General features: G+C 65.5%; 17 protein-coding genes. 12 read left to right on the forward strand and 5 right to left on the reverse strand.

The features are described from left to right. The first annotated feature begins 109 nt into the window (after nucleotides 1–109). Together QP413_RS04600 and QP413_RS04605 are read left to right on the forward strand one after the other, a co-directional pair. Nucleotides 110–1,339 carry an acetyl-CoA C-acetyltransferase gene (locus QP413_RS04600; protein ID WP_070758530.1) on the forward strand — a complete coding sequence of 410 codons (1,230 nt, stop codon included), beginning with the start codon at nucleotides 110–112 and terminating at the stop codon, nucleotides 1,337–1,339. 105 nt (nucleotides 1,340–1,444) lie between these two features. Further along, a complete protein-coding gene (locus tag QP413_RS04605) occupies nucleotides 1,445–3,715 on the forward strand; it encodes a 3-hydroxyacyl-CoA dehydrogenase NAD-binding domain-containing protein (RefSeq protein ID WP_284780833.1) in 2,271 nt (756 codons plus the stop codon). Nucleotides 3,716–3,985: 270 nt separating this feature from the next. On the opposite strand, the gene QP413_RS04610 is transcribed toward QP413_RS04605, so the two are convergent. After that, nucleotides 3,986–6,049, reverse strand: coding sequence for a VWA domain-containing protein (locus tag QP413_RS04610; RefSeq protein WP_284780834.1), 2,064 nt, complete (start codon nucleotides 6,047–6,049; stop codon nucleotides 3,986–3,988). A gap of 97 nt (nucleotides 6,050–6,146) precedes the next feature. Continuing rightward, nucleotides 6,147–7,628 carry a YeeE/YedE thiosulfate transporter family protein gene (locus QP413_RS04615; RefSeq protein ID WP_284780835.1) on the reverse strand — a complete coding sequence of 494 codons (1,482 nt, stop codon included), beginning with the start codon at nucleotides 7,626–7,628 and terminating at the stop codon, nucleotides 6,147–6,149. 703 nt (nucleotides 7,629–8,331) lie between these two features. Between QP413_RS04615 and ahpC the strand changes: the two genes are divergently transcribed. After that, nucleotides 8,332–8,895, forward strand: a complete 564-nt coding sequence (gene ahpC, locus QP413_RS04620) for an alkyl hydroperoxide reductase subunit C (protein WP_012359441.1) — start codon at nucleotides 8,332–8,334, stop codon at nucleotides 8,893–8,895. 197 nt (nucleotides 8,896–9,092) lie between these two features. Beyond that, nucleotides 9,093–10,661, forward strand: a complete 1,569-nt coding sequence (gene ahpF / locus QP413_RS04625) for an alkyl hydroperoxide reductase subunit F (protein WP_070758525.1) — start codon at nucleotides 9,093–9,095, stop codon at nucleotides 10,659–10,661. Nucleotides 10,662–10,929: 268 nt separating this feature from the next. On the opposite strand, the gene QP413_RS04630 is transcribed toward ahpF, so the two are convergent. The 3 genes from QP413_RS04630 to QP413_RS04640 all read right to left on the reverse strand — a co-directional run bounded on the left by QP413_RS04630 (nucleotide 10,930) and on the right by QP413_RS04640 (nucleotide 14,215). Then, entirely contained in the window at nucleotides 10,930–12,750 is a 1,821-nt protein-coding gene (locus QP413_RS04630) for a phosphoenolpyruvate carboxykinase (GTP) (protein ID WP_284780836.1), read from the reverse strand. Nucleotides 12,751–12,976: 226 nt separating this feature from the next. Beyond that, complete coding sequence (locus QP413_RS04635; RefSeq protein ID WP_284780837.1) at nucleotides 12,977–13,357, reverse strand: DUF6802 family protein; 381 nt, start codon at nucleotides 13,355–13,357, stop codon at nucleotides 12,977–12,979. Between the two features lie 3 nt (nucleotides 13,358–13,360). Continuing rightward, entirely contained in the window at nucleotides 13,361–14,215 is an 855-nt protein-coding gene (locus tag QP413_RS04640; protein ID WP_148811534.1) for a hypothetical protein, read from the reverse strand. A 115-nt stretch (nucleotides 14,216–14,330) separates the two neighbouring features. Here QP413_RS04640 and trmB point away from each other — a divergent pair, with 115 nt between their 5' ends. The 8 genes from trmB (at nucleotide 14,331) to QP413_RS04680 (ending at nucleotide 23,631) form a co-directional block, all read left to right on the forward strand. Beyond that, on the forward strand, nucleotides 14,331–15,179 hold the full coding sequence (trmB, locus tag QP413_RS04645; RefSeq protein WP_284780838.1) for a tRNA (guanosine(46)-N7)-methyltransferase TrmB: 849 nt from the start codon (nucleotides 14,331–14,333) through the stop codon (nucleotides 15,177–15,179). A 51-nt stretch (nucleotides 15,180–15,230) separates the two neighbouring features. Continuing rightward, nucleotides 15,231–16,064 carry an NYN domain-containing protein gene (locus tag QP413_RS04650; protein WP_284780839.1) on the forward strand — a complete coding sequence of 278 codons (834 nt, stop codon included), beginning with the start codon at nucleotides 15,231–15,233 and terminating at the stop codon, nucleotides 16,062–16,064. Next, nucleotides 16,057–18,717: an MMPL family transporter gene (locus QP413_RS04655; protein WP_284780840.1), complete on the forward strand. Its 2,661-nt coding sequence runs from the start codon at nucleotides 16,057–16,059 to the stop codon at nucleotides 18,715–18,717. The genes QP413_RS04650 and QP413_RS04655 overlap by 8 nt, the downstream gene beginning before the upstream one ends. Beyond that, on the forward strand, nucleotides 18,717–19,838 hold the full coding sequence (locus tag QP413_RS04660; RefSeq protein ID WP_284780841.1) for a YbhN family protein: 1,122 nt from the start codon (nucleotides 18,717–18,719) through the stop codon (nucleotides 19,836–19,838). The genes QP413_RS04655 and QP413_RS04660 overlap by 1 nt, the downstream gene beginning before the upstream one ends. Nucleotides 19,839–19,847: 9 nt before the next feature. Further along, the gene (locus QP413_RS04665) at nucleotides 19,848–20,261 is read left to right on the forward strand and encodes a DUF3054 domain-containing protein (protein ID WP_284780843.1); all 414 of its coding nucleotides are present in this window, start codon (nucleotides 19,848–19,850) and stop codon (nucleotides 20,259–20,261) included. A gap of 86 nt (nucleotides 20,262–20,347) precedes the next feature. Further along, nucleotides 20,348–20,917 (forward strand): DUF6230 family protein, encoded by a 570-nt coding sequence (locus QP413_RS04670; RefSeq protein ID WP_070758516.1) that lies wholly within the window; start codon nucleotides 20,348–20,350, stop codon nucleotides 20,915–20,917. Next, a complete protein-coding gene (locus QP413_RS04675; RefSeq protein ID WP_284780844.1) occupies nucleotides 20,901–22,337 on the forward strand; it encodes a DUF6114 domain-containing protein in 1,437 nt (478 codons plus the stop codon). The genes QP413_RS04670 and QP413_RS04675 overlap by 17 nt, the downstream gene beginning before the upstream one ends. Before the next feature lie 16 nt (nucleotides 22,338–22,353). Then, nucleotides 22,354–23,631, forward strand: a complete 1,278-nt coding sequence (locus QP413_RS04680; protein WP_284780845.1) for an MFS transporter — start codon at nucleotides 22,354–22,356, stop codon at nucleotides 23,629–23,631. The last annotated feature ends 5 nt before the right edge of the window (nucleotides 23,632–23,636 follow it).

The raw sequence follows: 23,636 nt of genomic DNA on the forward strand, positions 1-23,636 counted from the left end.
CGGGAACTGACGTCCTAAAAAGAAGAGAATAAAAGTACAACTATCGGGCCGAAATAGATTAAAGTGATGCAGGACACATTTCTCGAACGATAGGAACCAAAGGACTGTCATGACGAGCAACTCTGGCGCCCCTGAGGCCTTCATCTACGACGCCGTCCGGACGCCCCGTGGAAAGGGCAAGCCCGGCGGATCCCTGCACACCGTCAAGCCGGTCAGCCTGCTCAGCGGACTGATCGAGGCCATCCTGGAGCGCAACCCAGGCCTGGATCCGGCGCGCATCAACGACGTCATCGCTGGCTGCGTGACCCCCGTCGGCGACCAGGGCATGGACATCGCCCGCACCGCCGCACTCAACGCCGGCCTGCCGTACTCCGCGACCGGCCTGCAGGTCAACCGCTACTGCGCATCCGGCCTGACCGCCCTCAACCTCGCTGCACAGAAGGTGCGCTCCGGCTGGGATGAGCTCGTCTTCGCAGGTGGCGTGGAGTCCATGTCCCGCGTGCCGATGGGCTCCGACGGCGGCGCCCTCGCCCTCGACCCGGAGTCCAACTTCTACAACGACTTCATCCCGCAGGGCATCTCCGCGGACATCATCGCCAGCCTCGACGGAATGACCCGCGAGGACCTCGACGCCTTCGCCGCCCGCTCCCACGAGCGCGCCGCCAAGGCCTGGGAGGAGGGCCGCTTCGACCGCACCGTCGTCCCGGTCAAGGACCAGAACGGCCAGGTGCTGCTGGACCGCGACGAGACCATCCGTCAGGGCACCACCGTGGAGTCCCTCTCCGGCCTGCGTCCGGCCTTCGCCATGATCGGCGACCAGGGCGGCTTCGACGCCGTCGCGCAGACGAAGTACCCGCAGCTCGAGCGCATCAACCACCTGCACCACGCGGGTAACTCCTCCGGCATCGTTGACGGCGCAGCCCTGCTGGCCATCGGCTCCGAGAAGGCGGGTCAGGAGATGGACCTCGAGCCGCGCGCCCGCGTCGTCTCCGTCGCCACCACCGGCGTGGAGCCGACCATCATGCTCACCGCACCGGCACCGGCCTCCCGCGCTGCGCTGGCCAAGGCTGGTCTGAAGCCGGAGGACATCGACGTCTGGGAGATCAACGAGGCCTTCTCCTCCGTCGTCCTGCGCGCGCAGCGCGAGCTGAACATCCCGGATGAGAAGCTCAACATCAGCGGTGGCGCGATCGCCATGGGCCACCCGCTGGGCGCGACCGGCGCGATCATCACCGGTAACGCAGTCGACGAGCTGCACCGCACCGGCGGCCGCTACGCGCTGATCACCCTGTGCGTCGCAGCAGGCATGGGCGTGGCCACCATCATCGAGCGCGTCTAAGCGATCGACACCCGACAGTTCAAGCACTGCAGCCGCTGTAAGCACTGAAGTCATTCAGCGCTGAAGAGCACTACCTCACTGCAAGATTCGAATACAGGAGAATCAATGAGCAACAACATGTTCGCGTGGGATGTCGACGCCGATGGCATCCTCACCCTGACGATGGATGACCCGAACGCACCGGTCAACACCATGAACACCACCTTCCAGGACGACCTCACCGCCACCGTGGCGAAGGTCAAGGAGGCCGTCGAGGCCGGCGAGGTCAAGGGTGTTGTGATCGCGTCCGCGAAGAAGACCTTCTTCGCCGGCGGCGATATCAAGGCCATGATCCAGGCCACCCCGGCGGATGCCGCCGAGCTGACCCAGCAGATCGACCAGATGAAGGCCGACCTGCGTGCCCTGGAGACCCTGGGCGTGCCGGTCGCAGCAGCCATCAACGGCACCGCGCTCGGCGGAGGCCTCGAGCTGGCTCTGGCCACCCACCACCGTGTGGCCTCCGACGCCAAGGGCCTGAAGGTCGGCCTGCCAGAGGTCACCCTCGGCCTGCTGCCGGGTGGTGGCGGCGTGACCCGCGTGACCCGCATGCTGGGCCTGCAGGACGCGCTGATGAAGGTCCTGACCACTGGCCGCCAATTCCGCGCCGAGGACGCACTGAAGACCGGCCTGATCGACGAGGTCGTACCGGCCGATCAGCTGCTCGACGCCGCGAAGAAGTGGGTCAAGGAAAACCCGGATGCGAAGCAGCCGTGGGACACCGAGGGCTACAAGGTCCCGGGTGGCACCCCGACCAACCCGAAGCTGGCCGCGTTCCTGCCGTCCTTCCCGGCCAACGTCACCAAGCAGATCAAGGGCGCGCCGATGCCGGCGCCGAAGGCGATCCTCGCCGCAGCCGTCGAGGGTCTGCAGCTGAAGAACATCGAGGAGGCCACCCGCGTCGAGACCCGCTACTTCGTGGACCTCGTCACCGGTTCCACCTCGAAGAACATGATGCAGGCCTTCTTCTTCGACCTGCAGTACTGCAACGGTGGCGGCTCCCGCCCGAAGGACGTGCCGCGTAAGCAGTTCAAGAAGCTGGGCATGGTCGGCGCCGGCATGATGGGTGCTGCCATCGCGTATGTCGCTGCGAAGGCCGGCATGGAGGTCGTCCTCAAGGACATCAAGCTGGAGGCAGCGGAGAAGGGCAAGGCCTACTCCGAGGGCCTGGAGGCCAAGGCGCTGAAGCGCGGCAAGACCACCGAGGAGAAGTCGAAGGCTCTGCTGGACCGGATCACCCCGTCCGTGGACTACGCCGACCTCTCCGACTGTGACATCGTCATCGAGGCGGTCTTCGAGAACACCGAGCTCAAGCACAAGGTCTGGGCAGAGATCGAGGCAGCGGTGCCGGAGGACTGCGTCCTGGGCTCCAACACCTCCACCCTGCCGATCACCGAGCTGGCTACCGGTGTGAAGCGCCCGAAGGACTTCATCGGTATCCACTTCTTCTCCCCGGTCGACAAGATGCCGCTGGTGGAGATCATCAAGGGCGAGGAGACCTCCGACGAAACCCTGGCTGCGGCCCTGGACTTCACCGGCCAGATCCGCAAGACCCCGATCGTCGTCAATGACTCCCGCGGTTTCTACACCTCCCGCGTCATCAGCTTCTTCCTCAACGAGGCCATGCGCATGCTGGCCGAGGGCATCGACCCGGCCGTCATCGAGGCAGCTGGCCGCCAGGCTGGCTACCCGGCACCGCCGCTGCAGCTGCAGGATGAGCTGAACCTGAAGCTGGCCCGCAAGATCGGCGCCGAGACCAAGGCCGCGCAGGAGGCTGCCGGCATCTCCGTGGACGACGGTGGCGTCACCGAGATCGTCGACAAGATGCTGGACGTCTACGACCGCCCGGGCAAGCTCGAGGGCAAGGGCTTCTACGAGTACAACGAGGAGGGCCGCCGCACGGGTCTGTGGCGCGGCCTGTGGGACGAGCTGGGCGGCGGGTCCGTCACCGTCCCGGACGCCGAGTCCGCGACCGCCGGCCACGGCCTGGAGTCCATCTCCACCGAGGGCCCGGTTCTGGTCGACCTGGTGGAGCGCATGCTCTTCGCTGAGGCTCTGGAGACCCAGAAGTGCATCGACGAGGGCGTGCTGATGTCTGACGCGGACGCCAACATCGGCTCCATCATGGGCATCGGCTTCCCGGCCTGGACCGGCGGTACCCGCCAGTACATCAAGAACTACGCTCGCCCGGCTGCCGCTGCGCTGCCGGAGGGCAAGAAGGCTGATGTGGACGGCGGGGATTACCCGACCACCGGCGTGGCTGGCTTCGTCGCCCGCGCCGAGGAGCTGGCCGCGAAGTACGGCGAGCGCTTCACCCCGCTGGACTCCCTGAAGAGCTAGCAGGTGGGTGCGGGGAGCTCTTCAGGACTTCCCGCGACTAGCCCTCTGGTACTCCTCTGGTACTACCAGGGCACGGCTAAAGCCCCGGCCCTGTCACTGAGAATGATTCAGTGGCAGGGCCGGGGCTTCGTTGTGCTTGGCTCCGGTTGGGCTGGTGCCGGTTGAGTTGATTCCGGTTGGGCTGGTGCGGGGCGGCGGAGAGCTGCCACCCGCCTTATCCCTAACGTCGGGCGCTAGCGCTGAGCTCTGCTAGCTCCAGCGCCGCGAGCTCTAGCGGCCGCGACGGGTCAGGGCCACCAGGGCCACGGCCAGCACCACGAGCACGCCCGCGCCGATCAGGAACCAATTGATGGAGCTATCCTCCTCAGCGGCCGCCTGCTCGGTCTCCTTCGGCTCCTCGGCCTTCTCGCTCTCCTCGATCTCCGTGTCATTGGAGACCTTCTCGAAGCTCGGGCCGGGGATCTTCTCCCCCACCAGCTCGGTGGTGAGCTCGTAGGTGGCGGTGGCGTTCTTCTCCTTGCTGATGTCGCGGTTAGCACCAGCTTTGAGGCTCTTGTTCAGGAAGATCACGATGTACTGCTCGCCGTCCAGCCAGGCTTTCTGGGATTCGACGTCACTCGGTTGTTCCTTCCCGTCACCCACCATGTTGCGGTAGTTCACGCGCACGGGGTTACCGAAGGCCTTGGAATCACCCTCCCGGACGTGCACGCTCTCCGCGATCGCTGCCTTCTGGCGGGCGGAGTTGAGGACGTTGATGTCCAGCTGCTTGATCTCTGCGTAGTGGTCCCTCGGTGGCTCGCTGGTGACCTTGATTCCGCCGCGGAGCTGCTGGCCGTAGTCGGTCTTGATCTTGTAGACGTGAGCCTCGCCCGGGACGATGTCCGCGCTGACGGTTTCCTTGGCGTCCGGGTTCAGCTCGGTGGCGTTGTCGAACCATGCGCCTGGTGTCACCTTGCGGGGCTTGCCGGCAGCGCTCGGCTCCTTGCGGTTCTCGGCCTTATCCGCCGCAAAGGGTTCCGGAACCTCAGAGAGGTCCTCGTTCGGCAGGCGCTTAATCGAGACCTCAGCCGGGATCTCCTTGCCCTTATAAGGGCCACTTTTGCGCACCACCTTGAAGCGGAAGTCCCCGGCGGGGCAGTCCTCGCCGGCCTGCTGTGTGGTCCACGAAGCGAAGAACGGGCCGTTGGAGTCAATGATTCCGACATCGTTGTCGTTAGCGAGGTAGCACAGAGGCTCGTCGACCTCGACCTTGACCGAGAAGTTCTTACCGAAGCCGATCTCGCTGCCCTGGGACGGCGGCGGCATCGTAGCCACACCGATCGCGAGGCGCTCGCCCTCTGCAATGGGGGTGCTGAAGTACTCGGCGCCGTCCTCGTCATTCTTCGCGCCGCCGGACTTTTCACGCAGCGGGGTGGAGAAGAGCTCGACGTCTTCCGGGACCTCGGTGGCGGACGCGGCGTCGTCCCCGCCCTTAATTTCCGGGGCGTTGGACTCCGCGGTCTGGGCGGTGCGGGTCGCCAGAACCTTCATGGACTCGGCGAGGGACTCGGAGTCCTTAGCGTCCAGGTACTCGCCGCCACCGGCCTCGGCGATGCACTGCAGCTCCTTGCGGGCAGCTGGGTCGACCAGGAAGCCGACGGTGTTGATGGTCAGGTCGATGCCCTGCTTGTGCAGGTCCTTTGCGACATCGCAGACCGGCGGCGGGGCGCAGGTGTCCTCGCCATCGGAGACCAGAACGATGGAGCGCTCGCCCTCGCTAGGTAGCTCCTTGGCGGCCTGCTTCAGGGCTGGGCCCATGGGAGTGTGGCCGGAGGCGTTGACCTTGTCCACCTCGCCCGGGATCTTGCCCGCGTTGCCCTTGCCCACGGGCAGCAGGGTGGTGACGTCCTTACAGCCGGCCTCTCGCTCCTCCGGGGAGTTGCCGACCTTGGTGCCGTAGACCATGAAGCCCAGCTCGGAGTCCTTGGAGACGGAGCGGGAGAAGTTCTTGGACGCCTCCTTCGCCGCGTCCAGGCGGGTCTGGCCGTCCGCGTCGCGGGCCATCATGGAGCCGGATGCGTCGAGGATCAGCATGGTCGGCGGAATGTCCTTGGCTTCCGCCGCGGCCTGGGGCTGCCCGAAGGGGACAACGACCCCGGCTAGAGACAGCAACAGCGCGATGGCGACGGCCATCGCGCTGCGGTGCTTCATGTTGCTACGCAGGTTCACGCTGCTGTGCAGTGTGGCGCTGCTGCGTGCCCGGCCAGCATGGCCGGGGTTACGCTCGGGGCGGGTCGTTGCTGCGGGGGCCAGGCTGGCTTCCCGTGGCGTTGCGTGCTGGTGTCTCGCTCGCATGAGGTTGCTTCCTTCCCTTACTTTGGTTTCCAAAGTTAGCAGGAAGCACCCACCCGCCCCTGGGGTTTTTATTTAGTTTTTCAGTGCAGTTTGCGGATTATTCACCCTTCTTGACGGTGATCGTCCAGCCAGCCTCGTCGGTCTGCTCGAAGTTCGTCACCTCGTGACCGTCGGTGGCGGCCCAGCGCGGGATGGCGTCGGTGGCCTGGGTGCAGTCGAAGTCGATCTGCAGGGAGTCGCCGACCTGAAGCTGTGCGATGGCAGCCTTGGCATCGATCAGCGGGAAGGGGCAGACCGCGCCGAGGGAGTCCAGCTTGTAGGTACGGTCCCCGACCAGCTCCAGGCCGGTCGTGGTGCCGGTGTTTTCGGACGTCGACCCGGCGGCCGTCGCAATCTGAGGACGCTCCAGGAGGGCCACGCCGGTGGTCTGGAAGCCGTACTGCGCGCCAGCGGACTGCAGGTCGGCAGCCTCTGCGGACTGCACGGCCGGAGCGGCGACGGTCGGTGCGGCATCAGCCTTCGGGGTGTTCTGCGTCGGCTGTGCGCTCTGGCCCGGGACGGCGTCGGTGGGCTTGAGCCACAGCTTGGCGGCTGCCCAGATGCCGATGGAGATGAACAGCAGCGCAACCCAGCCCTGGTAGCTGAACAGGGAGGTCTGGACCATGCCGTTGCCGACGGTGCAGCCACCGGCGGCGGAGGCGCCGACACCCATCAGGACGCCGCCGACGACGGAGCGCACGGCCTGGGTAGCGGACGGCAGGCGCAGGCGGAACTCGCCGGAGGCCTTGGCGGCAAAGAATGCGCCGACCAGCAGGCCGAGGACCAGCAGCACGCCCCAGTCGACGGTGTCCTCACCGCTGATGAGGAACTTGGAGAGGTTGGAGGACGGGCTGGTGATGCCGAGGCCGTCGTTGCGGCCGGTGGCGGCGGAGAGTGGCCAGGCGATCACGCCGAGCACGCCGATGATGGCTGCGGTTGGGTAGAAGTGCCAGGGCTTTTCCGCGAGGATGTGCGCCAAGCCGGTCTTCTTCGGCTTCAGGGTGGCCATCTTCGGGGCCGCTGCCTCTTCGGCGAGGAAGCGGCGGGTCAGGAAGGCCACGCCGATGGCGAATGGGATCACCAGCCACCAGACGGAAACCCCCAGGGAGGCGTTAATGGTGGTCAGCGGCAGGGTCCAGCTGCGCAGGCCTTCGTTGAGGAAGTTCAGCGCGCCGCCCTTCATGGCGGCGGCGCTACCCGCGTAAAAAATCAGCGCCAGCCAGGAGCCGATGAGCCCCTCTGCCGAGCGGTACCAGGTACCGGAGGCGCAGCCGCCGGCGAGCACGATGCCGGCACCGAAGAGGAAGCCGCCGAGAGTCACGGCCAGCGGGGCGAATTCCTTGTAATCCGGGGTGATGACCCCAGCGGTGGTCAGCGCCGCCAACCCCACAGCGTGGACGGCGATGACGATAAGGAGGGCGGTAAAGCCACGCCATGTCTTGTTGAGGAAGATATCGCGGATCATGCCGGTGACGCAGAACCTGCCGCGCTGCATAACCCATCCGAGTACCACGCCGAGCGCGAGGCCGGTGATGATCATGTGTCTCTCTTTTCTGTCAGTAATGAACCGATCTGTCTATGTATGACCGAGAACATTAGTGCCCCGCCGGAAGTTTGTAAAGCGCAAAACGTACCGCTCTGTCTAGTTTTCACCCCATAGACATCATTCACGCAGGTAACCCGGCATAACTTTACCCCCATTGAAGAAGACCGAACGGTCTACAACTCGCCCCTTCCTCCACCAAGCACTGACTGATACCCATTTACTAGCTCCCGCATCAACCCGCTCACCCCACCCCACTGATCCGTTTTGCAGAGTTTAATGTCGCTTTTCCGCCAATTTCCGGCATCAAACTCTGCAAAACACACAAGGCGGTCATATGACGGAACTCGCGCGGCGGCGCCGCACACACTGCTCGCGCGGCAGGCACACGACACTGGCGGAGCATCCGCCGCACCCCCGCTGCGCGCCGCGACAACCCAGCCATCCCTCCACCCGCAATGCAGTGACACGCCCAGAGCTCCAAAGTGAAGACTTGTTATAGCCCTCACCTATTGGGGCTTGAATAATTGAAAGGTTCTGCTATATTAATGAGCAGAAGCTACGGCAGCGAAGCCCGCCGCAGCTAGGTACCCTTAAATAGTGAATGCCCACCCCGGGAATTCCGCAGGCCACCACCGGCCTGTGCGCCCGGTCACCACAGGGCAGACAATTCAAGCGACAAAGCAGGAAGGAAGTTCATATGTCTCTGATCAACACTGAGATTCTGGATTTCAAGAACCCGGTTTTCCACAACGGTGAGTTCTCCGAGGTCAGCAAGGACGACGTCCTCGGCAAGTGGTCCGTCTTCTTCTTCTACCCAGGCGACTTCACCTTCGTCTGCCCGACCGAGCTCGGCGACCTCGCAGACCACTACGAGGAGCTGCAGAAGATGGGCGTTGAGGTTTACGGCGTGTCCACCGACTCCCACTTCGTGCACAAGGCTTGGCACGAGTCCTCCGAGGAGGTCGGCAAGGTCAACTACCCGATGATCGGCGACTCCAACGGCGACCTGACCCGCAACTTCCAGAACATGCGCGAGGGCGTCGGCCAGGCCGACCGCGCGACCTTCCTGGTCGACCCGCAGGGCATCATCCAGTACATCGAGCAGACCGCCGAGGGCATCGGCCGCGACGCTTCCGAGCTGGTCCGCAAGATCAAGGCTGCCCAGTACGTCGCTGAGCACCCAGGCGAGGTCTGCCCGGCGAAGTGGGAAGAGGGCCAGGACACCCTGACCCCGGGCATCGACCTGGTTGGCAAGATCTAGCCTTTAGCTTCCAGATCTTTTAAGCGGCTCAAGCTCGCAGCCGCGAATGCTAAGGGCGGGCGGGCTCACTGCCCGCCCGCCCTTTCCCCTTATCTGTCGCTTCGCGCCACACGCCCGAGCCACCCCATAAAGCACTCATAAATCACCGCCCATACCGGCCCCGCACTACACACACGCCTTGAAGGAGGCAGCTAACCATGGCCAAGAAGCTCCTAGACGACAACCTGAAGTCCCAGCTCAGCCAGCTGGTCGACCGCATCACCGAGAAGGTCGAGCTCGTTTACTCCCTCGACGACCGCAGCCAGTCCGCAGACCTCAAGCAGCTGCTCGAGGACATCGCGGCACTCTCCGATAACATCACCGCCCGCCAGGACGACGAGCTTCACGAGCGCAAGCCTTCCTTCACCATTCAGCGTGCAGGCAGCGACATCGGCGTGAGCTTCGCGGGCATCCCGATGGGCCACGAGTTCAGCTCCCTGGTGCTGGCGCTCCTCCAGGTCGGCGGTAACCCGATCAAGGAAGAGCAGGACCTCATCGACCAGGTCGCAGCCCTGGACGGGGACTTCGAGTTCACGACCTACATGTCCCTGACCTGCCAGAACTGCCCGACCGTGGTGCAGGCGCTGAACGCGATGTCCGTCATCAACCCGCGGATCAAGCACACCGCGGTGGAGGGCTCCCTCTTCCAGGACGAGGTCAACGAGAAGGGCATCCAGGCCGTCCCGACCGTCTACCTCAACGGCGAGGAGTTCGCCTCCGGCCGCATGGACATCCAGGACTTCGTCGCCCGCCTCGATGACGGCCACGCCGAGCGCGAAGCCGCGAAGCTCAACGAAAAGGAGCCCTACGACGTCCTCGTCGTCGGCCAGGGCCCGGCTGGTGCGACCGCCGCGATCTACGTCGCCCGCAAGGGGCTGCGCGTCGGCATCGTCGGTGAGCGCTTCGGTGGCCAGGTGCTGGATACCCAGTCCATCGAGAACTACAGCTCCGTCCCGGAGACCGATGGCCCGACCTTCGCCGCGAACCTCGAGGCACACGTCAACGACTACGAGATCGACGTCATCAAGGCACAGTCCGCAACCGGCCTGACCCCAGGCAAGGACGGCGAGCTCAGCACCGTCCACTTCGGCGAGAACGCCTCCCTCAAGGCCCGCGAAGTCATCGTCGCCACGGGCGCGAACTGGCGCCTCATGGGTGTTCCAGGTGAGGACGAGTACCGCAACAAGGGTGTCTCCTTCTGCCCGCACTGCGACGGCCCGCTGTTCAAGGGCAAGGACATCGCCGTCATCGGTGGCGGTAACTCCGGCGTCGAGGCCGCCATCGACCTGGCCGGTGTGGTCAACCACCTCACCGTCCTGGAGTTCGCAGACACCTGCCGCGCCGACGATGTCCTCATGGACACCCTGCGCAGCCTGAAGAACGTCGACATCGTCACCTCCGCCGCGACGAAGGAGATCATCGGCGACGGCAAGGAGGTCACGGGTCTGAAGTACGAGGACCGCACCACCGGTGAGGTCAAGACCCTCGAGCTCTCCGGCCTGTTCATCCAGATCGGCCTGCTGCCGAACACCAAGTGGCTGGAGGGCTCCGGCGTGGAGCTGAACCAGATGGGCGAGATCGTCATCGACGCCAAGGGCAAGACCAACGTGCCGGGCGTTTACGGCGCTGGCGACTGCGCCACCGTGCCGTACAAGCAGATCGTGATCGCCACGGGCACCGGCGCCACCGCCGGCCTGTCCGCCTGGGAGCACAACGCGATCGGCTAATGCTCCGCCGCTAAGCCCTACCCCGGGCTGCTAAGCATCCGCCCCGGCCCCACCGCGATGGTGGCGCCGGGGGGTTGCTCTTTCTACAGGTGGGCGTGCTGGGCTCTGCCTTCGGTGCTTAGGCAGACGATCACCTGCCAGCACAGCCGCATCCAGGGGGTCTCGCCAAGAGCTACCGCCCTACCCGCAGCAAGCCCCCCTTTAACACGAGAAAACGGCCCCCACCCAGTGGGCGGGAGCCGTCGTTCTTGCGAAGGCTTCTAGGCGCTTACTTGGCAGCCTCGATGCGCTGCTTCAGCGCCTCGTGCTGCTCCCAGACCTCGGCCGGAACCTTCGGGCCCAGGAACTTCAGCCACTCCTCGTTGGAGGCCACGTCGCGGTCCCACTCCTCCGGGTGGACGCTCAGCGCCTCGCGGATGTCCTCCTCCGGCTCGGAGAGACCCTCGGTGTCGAGGTCCTCGTAGCGAGCGGTGTAGCCAACCACGGTCTCATCGGCCTCGACGCGGCCCTCGATGCGGTCGACGATCCACTTCAGGACGCGGGAGTTCTCGCCGAAGCCCGGCCACAGGAAGCGGCCGTCCTCGCCGCGGCGGAACCAGTTGACCAGGAAGACCTCTGGCATCTTGTCGCCGCCCTTTTCGCCCATGTTGATCCAGTGCTGCAGGTAGTCACCGGCGTTGTAGCCGATGAACGGCAGCATGGCCATCGGGTCGTGACGCAGGGAGCCCACCGCTGCCTCGGCTGCAGCGGCGGTCTGGCCGGAAGCCATCGTCGCGCCGATGAAGGTGGCGTGGTTCCAGTCGCGGGCCTGGGTCACCAGCGGGACGGTGTCCGCGCGGCGGCCACCGAACAGGATCGCGGAGACCGGCACGCCGCGGTGGTCGTCGTACTCCGGTGCCGCGGTCGGGCACTGGGAGATCGGCGAGCAGTAGCGGGAGTTCGGGTGAGCGGCCTTGTCCTCGGACTCCGGGGTCCACTCGTTGCCCAGCCAGTCGATGAGGTGCTCCGGCTTGTTCTCCAGGCCCTCCCACCAGACGTTCTTGTCGTCGGTCAGGCCGACGTTGGTGTACAAGGTGTTGCCCGGCTCCATGGTCTTCATCGCGACCGGGTTGGAGGCGTAGTTGGTACCCGGTGCCACGCCGAAGAAGCCGTTCTCCGGGTTCACGGCGTACAGGCGGCCGTCCTCGCCGAAGCGCAGCCACGCGATGTCGTCACCGACGACCTCCGCTCGCCAGCCCGGGATCGTCGGCTGCAGCATCGCCAGGTTGGTCTTACCGCAGGCAGACGGGAAGGCGGCACAGATGTAGTACGCCTTATCCTCCGGGCTGATCAGCTTCAGGATCAGCATGTGCTCGGCCATCCAGCCCTCGTCGCGGCCCATGACGGTCGCGATGCGCAGGGCGTAGCACTTCTTGGCCAGGATGGCGTTGCCGCCGTAGCCGGAGCCGTAGGACCAGATCTCGCGGTCCTCCGGGAAGTGGGTGATGTACTTCGTGTCATTGCACGGCCACGGGACGTCCTTCTCGCCCGGCTCCAGCGGAGCGCCGACGCTGTGCCAGCCCTTGACGAACTGACCGGTCTCGTCGATCTTCGCCAGAGCCTCTGCACCCATGCGGGTCATGATGCGCATGGACATCACGACGTAGGCGGAGTCGGTGAGCTCGATGCCCAGCTTCGGCTCCGGGTCAGAGATCGGGCCCATGCAGAACGGGACGACGTACATCGTGCGGCCGCGCATGGAGCCGGAGAAGTGCTGGCGCATCTCCTCGCGCATCTTCTCTGGCTCGACCCAGTTATTGGTCGGGCCGGCGTCCTCCTCCTTCTCGGAGCAGATGAAGGTGCGGGACTCGACGCGAGCCACGTCGGTCGGGTTGGAGCGTGCGAGGAAGCTATTCGGCTGTGCCTCCTCGTCCAGCTTGATGAGGGTGCCTCCCTCGACCAGCTGCTCGGCTAGCCGGTTCCACTCCTCGTCGGAGCCGTCACAAAATACGACGGAGTCCGGCTGGAACAGCTCTACGGATTCTTCGATCCAGTCCAGCAGCTCCTGGTTCTTGGTGGGTGCCTCGCCGACAAGCCCTCGGATAGTCATCGAATATTTTCCTAACGCTCGGCTATTTCTCTGGCTCAACACTATCGGTTCTGAGAGCGGATGTGGGGACCAGACTCACGGATCAGCCGGAATTGCCCACCTTTGTGTGGACTACTCCAACCGAGTCTGCGTCCCCTGCCCCGACGCACAGATTCGCGTCGCAGGCGCTGAGGTGCTCATTCGTGCTGATGAGTGCTGATGCGCAGAGTTTTTCTTCACCCCCACACTAGCCCCACTCCCCCCGGTCCACACATTCCCAGCGCCCGGCATCCCAGGTTTTGCTCACCTCATTGGGGGTGGATTCGGCCACCCCCTCCACAGGCTCACTCATTTGTTGCCCGTTTCCTTTCGCATCCGCCGCCCCATCAGGACGCCAGGCTGTCCACTTGCCGTCGTAGGAGACGTTGCTGACGTAGTCCACGTGCCCGTCACCGTCCAGGTCAGAGACCGTGGTGACGCCGTCCTCGCCGGTGAATGTCGCGGAGTCTAAACCCTGCGGATTGGGGATGGCATACTCCGAGCCACCAACGGAGAAGACCATGTCCTGCCTCCCCGTGGCGTCCGGTTCCACCGGTAGATGGGAAAAGATATCGCCAAGAAAATCCATGCCTTATACCCCCGTTCGCAGCGTCAGCTGCTCAGCCACCCGCGGAATGTTCATGCGGGTGATCGTCTCTGTAACTTGTGCGCTCCAGGCTTCCTGGAGCAGGCGGAAGTCCGCCTCTCGTTGAGCCTGGTCGATAGCCCGCTGCTGCGCGCTGAGCCGGAACCATCCCAGCGCCACCGCCGCGAGCAGCCCCAGGCTGAGCCCCAACCACGGGTAGCCCGCCAGCCGACCCACCGCGAACAGCAGGCCGACCGCGCCCAGCACCCCAGCTGCCAGGGTGGCCAGTTGCGCGGCACGGCCGGGCACTTCCACCGGTTTGGCGGCCGGCGGAAGCGCGGTATCCACCGGTGGGCAGAGGATCCCTTGACTTAAGACCGCCACCCGCAGCTCCGCCAGGAATCGCCGGTGAGCTAGCTCGCGACCGCCCGAGCCAGCTTCCCCCAGGTCTGCGGCGGAGCACCCCTCTCGGATGAAGCGCTGCATCCGCAGCCGGATCGCCACGCGGACCTGTTCGAGGCGCTGTTGATCCGCCCGGCGCGCCGCCAGCTCCCACTGCTTGGCGTCCACGTAGAGCCGGTCGATCAACCGCTGTAGGCCGGCGATGTCCTGGGAGCCAAGAACATGGACCCCTGGGATGTTGGGCCAGCGGTGGTCGCTGAGCACCGCGACCACCCCGATGTTGCGGGCGACCGCCTGGACGATCTCCACGGCCTCCTCGGTGGGTTCCCCCGCGACAGCGACGACCCCGTCGATGTCCTTCCCAGGCCCCGCCCCCGGCACCGCCCGCACCCCGGTGAGCTGCTCGGCGACCTTCTTCGCCTCGGCCTCGTCCGGGCCGATCACGGCAATAGTCTTCATCTTTCCCCCATTTCCCCGGGCTTGTCCCGGGCTCTCCCCCATCGCCTTAGGCCCCGGGCGGCGTACCCCACGCCGAAACTCCCGGAAAACCAGACCATCTGCAAGAATGATGACGATGACTAGCTCCAATAATTCCCCACAGGACGACCACCAGCAAGCCCTTTCGGAAGAAAACTCCGCACCGGCGACGGAAGTTACCGGAGGCACCGGCAGGCGCCCACTTCAGACGGTGTTCAACGACGGCCGCGACTACCCACGGCTATCCAGCTTCGCCTTCCGCCGCGGCACGCTCACCGATAACCAGGAGGCCACCTGGGAAGCCAACTGGCCGCGCCTTGGCAAGGAGCTCAACGAGCAGGTCAACGAGCAGTACATCGACCTGGATGAATGGTTCGGCCGCCATGCGGACACGATCGTGGAGATCGGTTCCGGCACCGGTACCTCCACCGCCGCAATGGCCCCGCTGGAGACCGATAAGAACATCGTCGCCGTCGAGCTCTACCGCCCCGGCCTGGCCAAGCTCGTCGGTGCGGTCAGCCGCGAAGGGATCGAGAACATCCGCATGATCAAGGGCGACGGCGTGGAGGTGCTGCAGCGCATGTTCCGGCCCGAGTCCCTGGCCGGGGTGCGTATCTTCTTCCCGGACCCGTGGCCCAAGGCCCGCCACCACAAGCGCCGCATCGTGCAGACCGGCACGCTGCACCTCATCGCCAGCCGGCTGCGCCCGGGCGGCATCCTGCACATCGCCACCGATCACGCGGAGTACGCCGAGTGGATCGACGAGCTCGTGAACGCAGAGCCGCAGCTCGAATACATCGGTTGGCCCGAGGAGCTCGCCAGCGGAGCAGACGACGGGCGCGGCCACCTCGGCCAGTTGGTGGACCGCCAGCTGCTCACGAAGTTCGAGGACAAGGGCCTGCGCAAGGAGCACACTATTAAGGAATACCTGTGGACGAAGAAGTAGCCGCTCGTTAGTCTTCCCTGGGAAATAGCTCCTAGGGACGCGGGGTAACCGGTGGTAGTTTGGATTGATCCCTATTCCAGATTTTCCTTAAGTGGTTTTCTCACCGCTGACAACGTTTCATCACAATTTATCCCGCATATGACTAGTCCTTCTTCTTCCGGTGCCGGCACCACCGTCGGGGAGCAGCATCGCTCCTACGGTGCCGCCACCGAGACCCGCCCCACCCTCCTGTTGGTGTGGGATGCCCCGAATATCGACATGGGGCTGGGCGCGATCCTGGGGGCTCGCCCCACCGCCGCCCACCGTCCCCGCTTCGACGCGGTGGGCCGCTGGGTTATCGACGAAACCGAGCAGCTCAACGAGGACTTCGGGCTCAGCGGTGAGGAACTGATCGAGCCCGAAGCGACCGTCTTCACGAACATCACCCCCGGTGGCGCTGACGTCGTCCGCCCCTGGGTGGAAGCCCTGCGCAACGTGGGCTTCGCGGTCTTCGCCAAGCCCAAGATCACCGAGGAATCGGACGTCGACGCCGACATGCTGGACCTCATCCGTCGCCGTCACTCGGAGGGCATTCTCGACGGGCTGATCGTCGCCAGCGCGGACGGCCAGAACTTCCGGGAGACCCTGGAGGAGCTCTCCGAGGACATCCCCGTCACCGTCATCGGCTTCCGGGAGCATGTCGCCTGGGTGCTGGGCAACGAGAAGCTGCGTTTCGTGGACCTGGAGGATATCCCCGGAGTCTTCCGCGAACCGCTGCCGCGCGTGAGCCTGGACAACCTGCCGGACGAGGGCGCTTGGCTGCAACCTTTCCGCCCGCTGACTGCGCTTGCCGAGCGCAGGGACAACAACCACCACAACCCTTCGGAGAACAACTTCCATGTTTAGCGCTTGGGGAAATTTCGCCTACCGTTTCCGCCGGGTCATCCCGCTGGTCATCATCGCGGCGGTGCTCGCGCTCTTCGCGACCGTGGGCATGCAGCTGGAGAACCGGCTGAGCCAGGAGGGTTGGGACGACCCCGGCTCGCAGTCCACCCGGGCGAAGGAGATCGAGGAGGAGATCTTCGGTCGCGACGACTCGGGCGACGTGATTCTGCTGGTCACGGGCGACAAGCCGCAGTCGGTGACCACCCCGGAGGTCAAGGAATCGCTAACGAAGCAGCTGACCGCCCTGGAGGAGAAGTACCCGGATAACATCCGCACGATCAACTCCTACTGGGCCAACGGGCCACGCCAAATGGCCACCCCGGAGGGCGACGCCGCCTTCGCTTCCCTGGCGATGAAGGGTGAGGACGAGGACGTCCTGAACAACCTGCGCGCCATCGAGGATGACCTGGCCAAGATCGAGGTGCCGGGACTGAAGACGGAGATCGCGGGTCAGACCGCGGTGGCCGGCGCGCTGGATTCCGGCATGTCCCGGGACATTTCCCGCGCCGAGATCTACGCCCTGCCGGCGGTCGGCGTGCTGCTGCTCATCGTCTTCGGTGGCGTGATCGCCGCGCTGATGCCGCTGCTGGTGGGTGTGCTGTCCATCCTCGGCTCCCTGGGCGTGCTTTCCCTGCTGGCGGCGACCACGCAGATCAACGTCTTCGCGATCTCCGTCGTCACCCTGCTGGGCCTGGGCCTGGCGATCGACTACGGCCTGTTCATGGTCTCCCGCTTCCGCGAGGAGCTCGCCGAGGGCAGCGACGTCCCCACCGCGGTGCGAAACACCACCGCGACGGCCGGCAAGACGGTGGTCTTCTCCGCGGCGATGGTGGCCGTCGCGCTCTCCGGCCTGCTGATCTTCCCGCAGGCTTTCCTGAAGTCCGTGGCCTTCGGCGCGATGAGCGCGGTCGGCCTGGCTGCACTGCTCTCCGTGATGGTGCTGCCGAGTATCTTCGGCATGCTGGGCCACAACATCGATAAGTGGGCTGTGCGCAAGCACAAGACCCGCACCCGCGACGAACAGATCAACACGATTTGGGGCCGCATCCCGGCCTTCGCGATGCGCCACTCCAAGGCCGTGACCTTCCTGCTGGTCGCGCTGCTGCTGGCACTGACCGCCCCGATAGCTGGCATCAAGTTCGGTGGTATCAACGAGACCTACCTGCCGCCGAACGAGACCACTCGCGTGGCGCAGAATAACTTCGACGAGAAGTTCCCGGCCTTCCGCACGAACCCGATCAAGCTCGTCATTCAGGGCGATCAGCAGGCTGTTGCCCAGGTCTACCGGGAGGCCAACGACATCACCGGGCTGACCGGTCCGTTCCGCGTCACGCAGCCGACGAAGGACGACACGACGGTGCTGTCCACCGGCATCGCCGACCGCGAGGACTACAAGCGCATCGTCGAGGAGCTGGAGGACCTGAATGCCGAGGGCGCTGAGGTGCTGGTCGCCGGCACCCCGGCCATGGAGCAGGAGTCCATCCAGGCGCTGTTCGACAAGCTGCCGTGGATGATGCTCTACATCGTGGTAGTTAGCTTCGTGCTCATGGCCCTGGTCTTCGGGTCGCTGATTATCCCGGCGAAGGCCGTGATCATGAACGTGCTGGGTATCGGCGCGACCCTGGGTGTGCTGACCCTGCTCTTCGTCGACGGTGTGGGCGCGGACCTGTTCAACTTCACCCCGGGTCCGCTGATGAGCCCGATCCTGGTGCTCATCGTGGCAATCCTCTTTGGCTTGTCCACGGACTACGAGGTCTTCCTAGTCTCCCGCATGGTGGAGGCCCGCTCCCACGGGGAGAGCACCGACCGCTCAATCCGATTCGGCGTGGCTAATACCGGCGGGATCATCACCGCCGCCGCTCTGATCATGATCGTGGTCGCGGGCGCCTTCGGCTTCTCGGACATCGTGATGATGAAGTACATCGCCTACGGCATGATCACGGCCCTCATTTTGGACGCCACCGTCATCCGCCTGTTGCTGGTCCCGGCCGTGATGCACATGCTGCGCGAGGACAACTGGTGGGCGCCCCGCTGGGTGCAGCGACTGTCTGAGAAGGTCGGCCACAACGAGCAGCTGGCTGATTCCCCGGTCGCCGTGGGCGTGGCCGAGCCGGCGCTGGTGGGTGCTGGCGCTCCGGCATCCGAGCCCACGACCGATGCGGTGGCTAACGCAGCCACCGATCCGGCCCCGCAGTACTCCGGCCAGCGGGAGCCCCTGCCGGAACCGCTCCCCGAGGCGCACGCCGAAGATGAGCACGAGGACGTGGACGTCGACGGTGAGCGCACCGAGGATGCCGAGTTCGCGGAGGACGTCGAAGCTGCGGACGAGGACCACGCGGAGGACACGGACGACGAGGACGCGGCCGCCACAGATGCCGACGTCGACGCAATGACCACCGCCGACGTGGCATCCGAGGCAGACGTTGAGACCGACGTCGAGGGCGACGTCGACACAGACAACGAGGCTGCTGCTGAGCCGACTGTTGCGCCGGAGGCTGAGGATGCCGGGCAGCGTGGGCGCACCGTACCCTTCGAGAAACTCATGGCGGAGCTGAAGCGTCGTGAGGAGGGGCACCGTGAAGAGGGGGGCCGCGAGGAGGGGCGCCAGGACTAGTGCTCGCCAAGACCTCCGCTTTCTTCCGCTCCCCCCTCACCCGGATCGCCCTCTCGCTGGCGGTGCTCGCCGCCATCGCGTTCATGGCGCACCGCCACTTCGGTTTCCTGGAAAACGGGTGGGAGGAGCTCAAGGCTGCTGATAACCGCTGGCTGCTGCTCGCCGTAGTGACCGTCCTGCTGTCGATGTTCGCGCAGGCGGAGGTCATGGTCGTGCTGCTGCGCTCGGCGGGGATCAAGGTCCGGCGCCTCTCAGCCAATGTGCTGGGGCTGGTCGCGAATGCCTGGTCCGCATCCCTTCCCGGCGGTCCTGCCATCTCCGTGGCGATGATTTTCCGGGAGCAGCTGAAGTGGGGCGCGACGCCGGTGATCGCCAGCTGGTACATGGTCTTCTCCGGCCTGCTCTCGGGTGCGGGCATGGCATTGCTGGGCATCGGCTCGGTCTTCTTCCTTGGGCTGAAGGTCAATCCACTCACGTTGGCTGTTTCGCTTGTGGTGTTGGTGGTGTTGGCGTCCTTAACGAATTGGGCCGCTCGCAACCCCAAGAAGGTGGAGGACTGGCTGATCGCCCGACTGCGGGCTTTCAACCGCTGGCGCAAGAAGCCGGAAGATCGGCACGTGGAGCAGCTCGCGGGCTTCTCCGAGCAGCTTGCGACGGTGGAGCTGCCGCTGCCGAAGCTCGCGCTGGCGATTAACTGGTCCCTGCTGAACTGGATCCTGGAGATCATTTGCCTGTTGGCCTGCACCTACGCGGTGGGGGCGAAGGCGCCGATCGCCGGGGTGGTGCTGAGCTTCATCTCCGCCAAGTTGGTCGGGCAGGCGCAGATCACCCCGGGCGGGCTGGGTCCGGTGGACATCATGCTGACCACTACCCTCGTGGGGGTTGCGGGGCTGACCTCCGGGCAGGCCTTCGCCGCCGTGATTGTCTTCCGCATGTTCAGCTTCGTCGGCCTCGTGGGGCTGGGCTGGCTCATCTACCTCGTGGCAAAACTGCCCAACCCTCGCGAGCTAGCACCGGGTTCTGAGGCCGACGCCCCGAAGCCAGCCGCTGAGGCTGCCCCGAGTACAGGCTCGAAGACCTCCCCCGAAGCGCCCAAGAACCCCGGTCCCACCTCCGGCTAAGCTGAGGGCATGTCTACTGCCCCGCACAACGCTGCTGCCCCCACCACCGCGCCAACCTCCAGCGCCCTCGCGCCCGTACTGGATCTTCTGGCGCTGCTGATCTTCGCGCTGCTCGCGCGCCTGGCCCACGACGACGGCTCGGGCTTCAGCGTCCTGCGCTGGGTGGACACCGCCTGGCCCTTCATGCTGGGGGCGGCGATCGTCTGGGGCATCCTACTTGCCACGGGTGCCCGCGCCGCCGGCCGGGCACTGCGCACCGGGGTATTCGTGTGGCTGGGCAGCCTCATCGTCGGGCTGGATATTTGGGGTATCCGCAACTCGGCGATCCCGCACTGGTCCTTCATCCTGGTGGCCACAGTGATGTCCGCGCTGCTGCTCTTCGGTTGGCGCGGAATCGCCCAGCTCCGGGCGCGAAAGAGCTAAACCTCCCCAGCCGCCTGACACTTTTTTGAAGAATTTTTCACGAAGTTTGCACGAAACTTAGTTTTGCGCGCCTAGTATTCTGTGACATGGGACACACAAGGAAACTTCGATTCGCAGGAATTCTGGGTGTCGGCCTGCTGGCATCCGGGGGAATGGGCGTCGCCATGGCCGAAGGCGGGATCTCCGCCAACCTGGCGCTGTCCAACACGATCTTCAACATGGACGTCGGCGGTCTGGACGCGGACGGCTTCTCCCTCTTCGTCGATTCCGACAAGCTGGCCAATGGCGAGGAGACGGTCTCCCGCATCAAGATGACCAAGGCCCGCGTGTCCGACGTGTGCATGTCCGCACCGATCAAGGTGCCGGGTATTGGGGAGAAAAAGTTCCAGATGCTCGTGCCGGGCCAGAACATGGAAGCCGAGAACATGATCATCGGTGCCCCTGATCTGAGCGGTGGCATGACTCTGGTCAAGCCACAGATCGGCATCGATGCGAACCAGGTCGACAAAAATGCTGCCCCCGGTGCGTGGGGTATCGCGGCCGAGAAGCTCATCTCCGACGGGCAGACCATGCACGCATCCTCGCTGTCCGCAGATCAGCTCACCGCGGCGGGTAGCGAGATCACACTGGTGAATCCAGATGACGCAGAGTGCTAACGGTGCGGCGGCGGAGGCGGCAGCCACCGACGCGGCGAGCACCGGTGGCACCCCCGCAGCCGAGAACGCGGATACCCAAGAGCTGTCAACCACTCCAGACGCGGATGCAGACGCCGCCGCTGGCGATGATGGAAACGAAACCACGGATGCCCAGCGCCGTTCCGGTTTCACCCAGGGGCGGGGCAGCCGCCCCTCTTTCACTCAGTGGCGGCGCAGCCGCCCCTTCTTCGCCGGGCTGCTGATGCTGCTGGGTGGGGTCGTGATCCTCACCCCGGCGTACCTCTCACTGGAGGTCTCGAACATCATCATCCAGGTCTCGACAATCTCCGGGGTGTCCACCTTCATCATCGGTGCCCTGCTGATCGCCTGCGGCCTGATGACGTGGTTCGGGGGCGGCAGCCGCATCCTCACCGGCGTGGCTGGCATCATCCTGGGCATCGTCGCGCTGCCGACGTCCAACTTCGGTGGCTTCGTGCTCGGCACCCTGCTGGCCCTGGTGGGTGGCGCCCTGGCACTGTCCTGGACGGAATCCTCCAAGGAGGAACTCGCCGCGCAGCGGGAGGCCAAGAAGCAGCAGAAGGCGGAGCGGGCCACCACCGAGTCGAGCAAGACCCCCGGGGCCAGCAATTCCACCGCTGTTGCGGTTCTCGCCGCCGTCACCGCGACCGGACTGGCCGCGGCCCTGACTGCCACGGCGGGAGCGCCACCGGCGCAGGCGCAGCTGGAGCTGCCGAAGTTCCCGGATCTGCCGGGCGCGCCCAAGGCCCCGGGGGCGGCGAAGCCCCCGGCACAGCAGCGGCCTGCCGCGCCCAAGCTGCCGGAAACCCCAAAACTCCCTGATCCCCCGAAGCTGCCTGACCTCCCGAAGCTGGGAGAGGCGCCCAAGCTCCCGGAGATCCCGGAGGAATACGAGATGGATCTCACTCCCCCAACCCCCATCGAGGGACTGCAGGGAATCCCGGGGAACACCTTCCAGATCACGACCGACTCCACCTCGCTGCTGGGCAACATGAAGCTCTCCCTGATCACGCTGGAGACCCAGCAGGGGCCGAAGCCGGCACTGCGCATCGACGCGGACAAGGCCGTCCTGCAGAACCTGGCCATGGAGATGCCCGGCCAGTCCGCGGGACCGATCTGGCAGCGCACCGGCCCCGGCAAGACCAGCGTGCTGAGCGGCAACTTCCACATCATCGTGAGCAAGCTGACCATCACCCCGGAGATCGCCGGGGTAAAGACAATCCCGATCACCATCGACGCCTCCTGGGCGCCGGAGGAGATCAAGAAGGAAGCCGCGAAGATGGGGCTCGGCCAGCCCGACGCGCTCTCCGAGAAGCTGCGGATGCTGGACGGCACCATGGAGGCCTACGTGGTCTCCTCGGACCGCATCGACCTACCCAAGGGCACGTCGCTAGCCCCCTAAGTGCATAATTAGTGGCATGAGCCACACAGAGAATCACGCAACGGAGGACGTGGAGCCAGAAACGACGGCGTCGGCCGCCCGGGAGGGGACGGCCGGCGCCGCTGGCGTATCTAGGGGGCTCACACCAACCGATCCGGGCTACAAGAGGGCACTGATCGGCGCGCTTTTCGCCGGTCTGGCGTCCTTCAACGCCATGTACGTCACCCAGGCGGTGCTGCCGAGCATCACCGCGGACTTTGGCATCAGCCCCACCGTCGCCGCGCTCTCCGTCTCGGCGACGACGGGCGCGCTCGCGCTGTCCGTCATCCCCGTCGGCATCCTCTCCGAGCGGCTGGGGCGCTACCGCATCCTGCAGATCAGCGTCATGGCCGCCACCTTCCTGAGTCTGCTGGTGGCCATCGCGCCAGGGGTCGGCTCGCTGCTGCTCATGCGCGCCCTGCAGGGCGTGGCGGTGGCCGGCGTGCCCGCGGTGATCATGACCTACCTCGCCGAGGAGATCGACGCCCAACACCTGCCGCGGGTGATGGGCTTCTATATTTCCGGCACGAGCATCGGCGGCCTCTTCGGCCGCCTCATTCCCGGCGCGGTGCTGGAATTCGCGGACTGGCGCGTCGCGGTGCTGACCTCGGGTGGGGTCTCCGTCCTCATCGGCCTGGCGATGCTGGTGCTGCTGCCTCCCTCGCAGAACTTCCGGCCAAAGAAGATCACCGTCTCCCACGAGCTCGCCGCCTTCGCGGGCCACTTCCGCTCGCCGGTGCTGCTCGGGCTGTTCGTGCTGCCCTTCCTGCTGATGGGCGCCTTCGTCTCCCTGTACAACTACCTGGGCTTCCACCTGATCGGCGAGTACGGGCTACCAGAATCACTGGCCGCCGCGGTCTTCATCATCTATCTTTCCGGCACCTGGTCCTCCGCCCGGGCGGGTCGGGCCGTGCAAGCCTACGGCCAGGGCCGGGCGCTCACCGTCGCGATGGTGCTGGCACTGGCCGGTTTGTTGCTGATGTTTATCCCGACGGTCTGGCTCACCGTCACCGGCGCGCTGCTGTTCACCGCCGCGTTTTTCGCCTGCCACTCCGTGGCCAGCGGCTGGGTGAGCGCGGCGGCAAAGAAGGACCGCGCCGAGGCCTCCAGCACCTATGTGCTGAGCTACTACCTGGGTTCCTCCCTGCTGGGCGCGCTCTCCGGCCAGTTCTTCGACATCAGCTGGGCGGCGCTGCTCGCCTGGCTCACCGGGCTCTATGTGCTGGCCCTGCTCATCACGCTCTTCGTGCACCGCAAGGCCAAGCAGCAGGGCTAACCCCG

Origin of the sequence: Corynebacterium sp. UMB4614, from assembly GCF_030217065.1 — a bacterium.
Classification (GTDB): Bacteria; Actinomycetota; Actinomycetes; order Mycobacteriales; family Mycobacteriaceae; genus Corynebacterium.

Excerpts from the sequence above, each read along its gene's own strand:
- QP413_RS04600 (WP_070758530.1), top strand. The coding sequence starts at position 110 with ATGACGAGCAACTCTGGCGCCCCTGAGGCCTTCATCTACGACGCCGTC.
- QP413_RS04605 (WP_284780833.1), top strand. The coding sequence starts at position 1,445 with ATGAGCAACAACATGTTCGCGTGGGATGTCGACGCCGATGGCATCCTC.
- QP413_RS04610 (WP_284780834.1), bottom strand. The coding sequence starts at position 6,049 with ATGCGAGCGAGACACCAGCACGCAACGCCACGGGAAGCCAGCCTGGCC.
- QP413_RS04615 (WP_284780835.1), bottom strand. The coding sequence starts at position 7,628 with ATGATCATCACCGGCCTCGCGCTCGGCGTGGTACTCGGATGGGTTATG.
- ahpC (WP_012359441.1), top strand. The coding sequence starts at position 8,332 with ATGTCTCTGATCAACACTGAGATTCTGGATTTCAAGAACCCGGTTTTC.
- ahpF (WP_070758525.1), top strand. The coding sequence starts at position 9,093 with ATGGCCAAGAAGCTCCTAGACGACAACCTGAAGTCCCAGCTCAGCCAG.
- QP413_RS04630 (WP_284780836.1), bottom strand. The coding sequence starts at position 12,750 with ATGACTATCCGAGGGCTTGTCGGCGAGGCACCCACCAAGAACCAGGAG.
- QP413_RS04635 (WP_284780837.1), bottom strand. The coding sequence starts at position 13,357 with ATGGATTTTCTTGGCGATATCTTTTCCCATCTACCGGTGGAACCGGAC.
- QP413_RS04640 (WP_148811534.1), bottom strand. The coding sequence starts at position 14,215 with ATGAAGACTATTGCCGTGATCGGCCCGGACGAGGCCGAGGCGAAGAAG.
- trmB (WP_284780838.1), top strand. The coding sequence starts at position 14,331 with ATGACTAGCTCCAATAATTCCCCACAGGACGACCACCAGCAAGCCCTT.
- QP413_RS04655 (WP_284780840.1), top strand. The coding sequence starts at position 16,057 with ATGTTTAGCGCTTGGGGAAATTTCGCCTACCGTTTCCGCCGGGTCATC.
- QP413_RS04665 (WP_284780843.1), top strand. The coding sequence starts at position 19,848 with ATGTCTACTGCCCCGCACAACGCTGCTGCCCCCACCACCGCGCCAACC.
- QP413_RS04670 (WP_070758516.1), top strand. The coding sequence starts at position 20,348 with ATGGGACACACAAGGAAACTTCGATTCGCAGGAATTCTGGGTGTCGGC.
- QP413_RS04675 (WP_284780844.1), top strand. The coding sequence starts at position 20,901 with ATGACGCAGAGTGCTAACGGTGCGGCGGCGGAGGCGGCAGCCACCGAC.
- QP413_RS04680 (WP_284780845.1), top strand. The coding sequence starts at position 22,354 with ATGAGCCACACAGAGAATCACGCAACGGAGGACGTGGAGCCAGAAACG.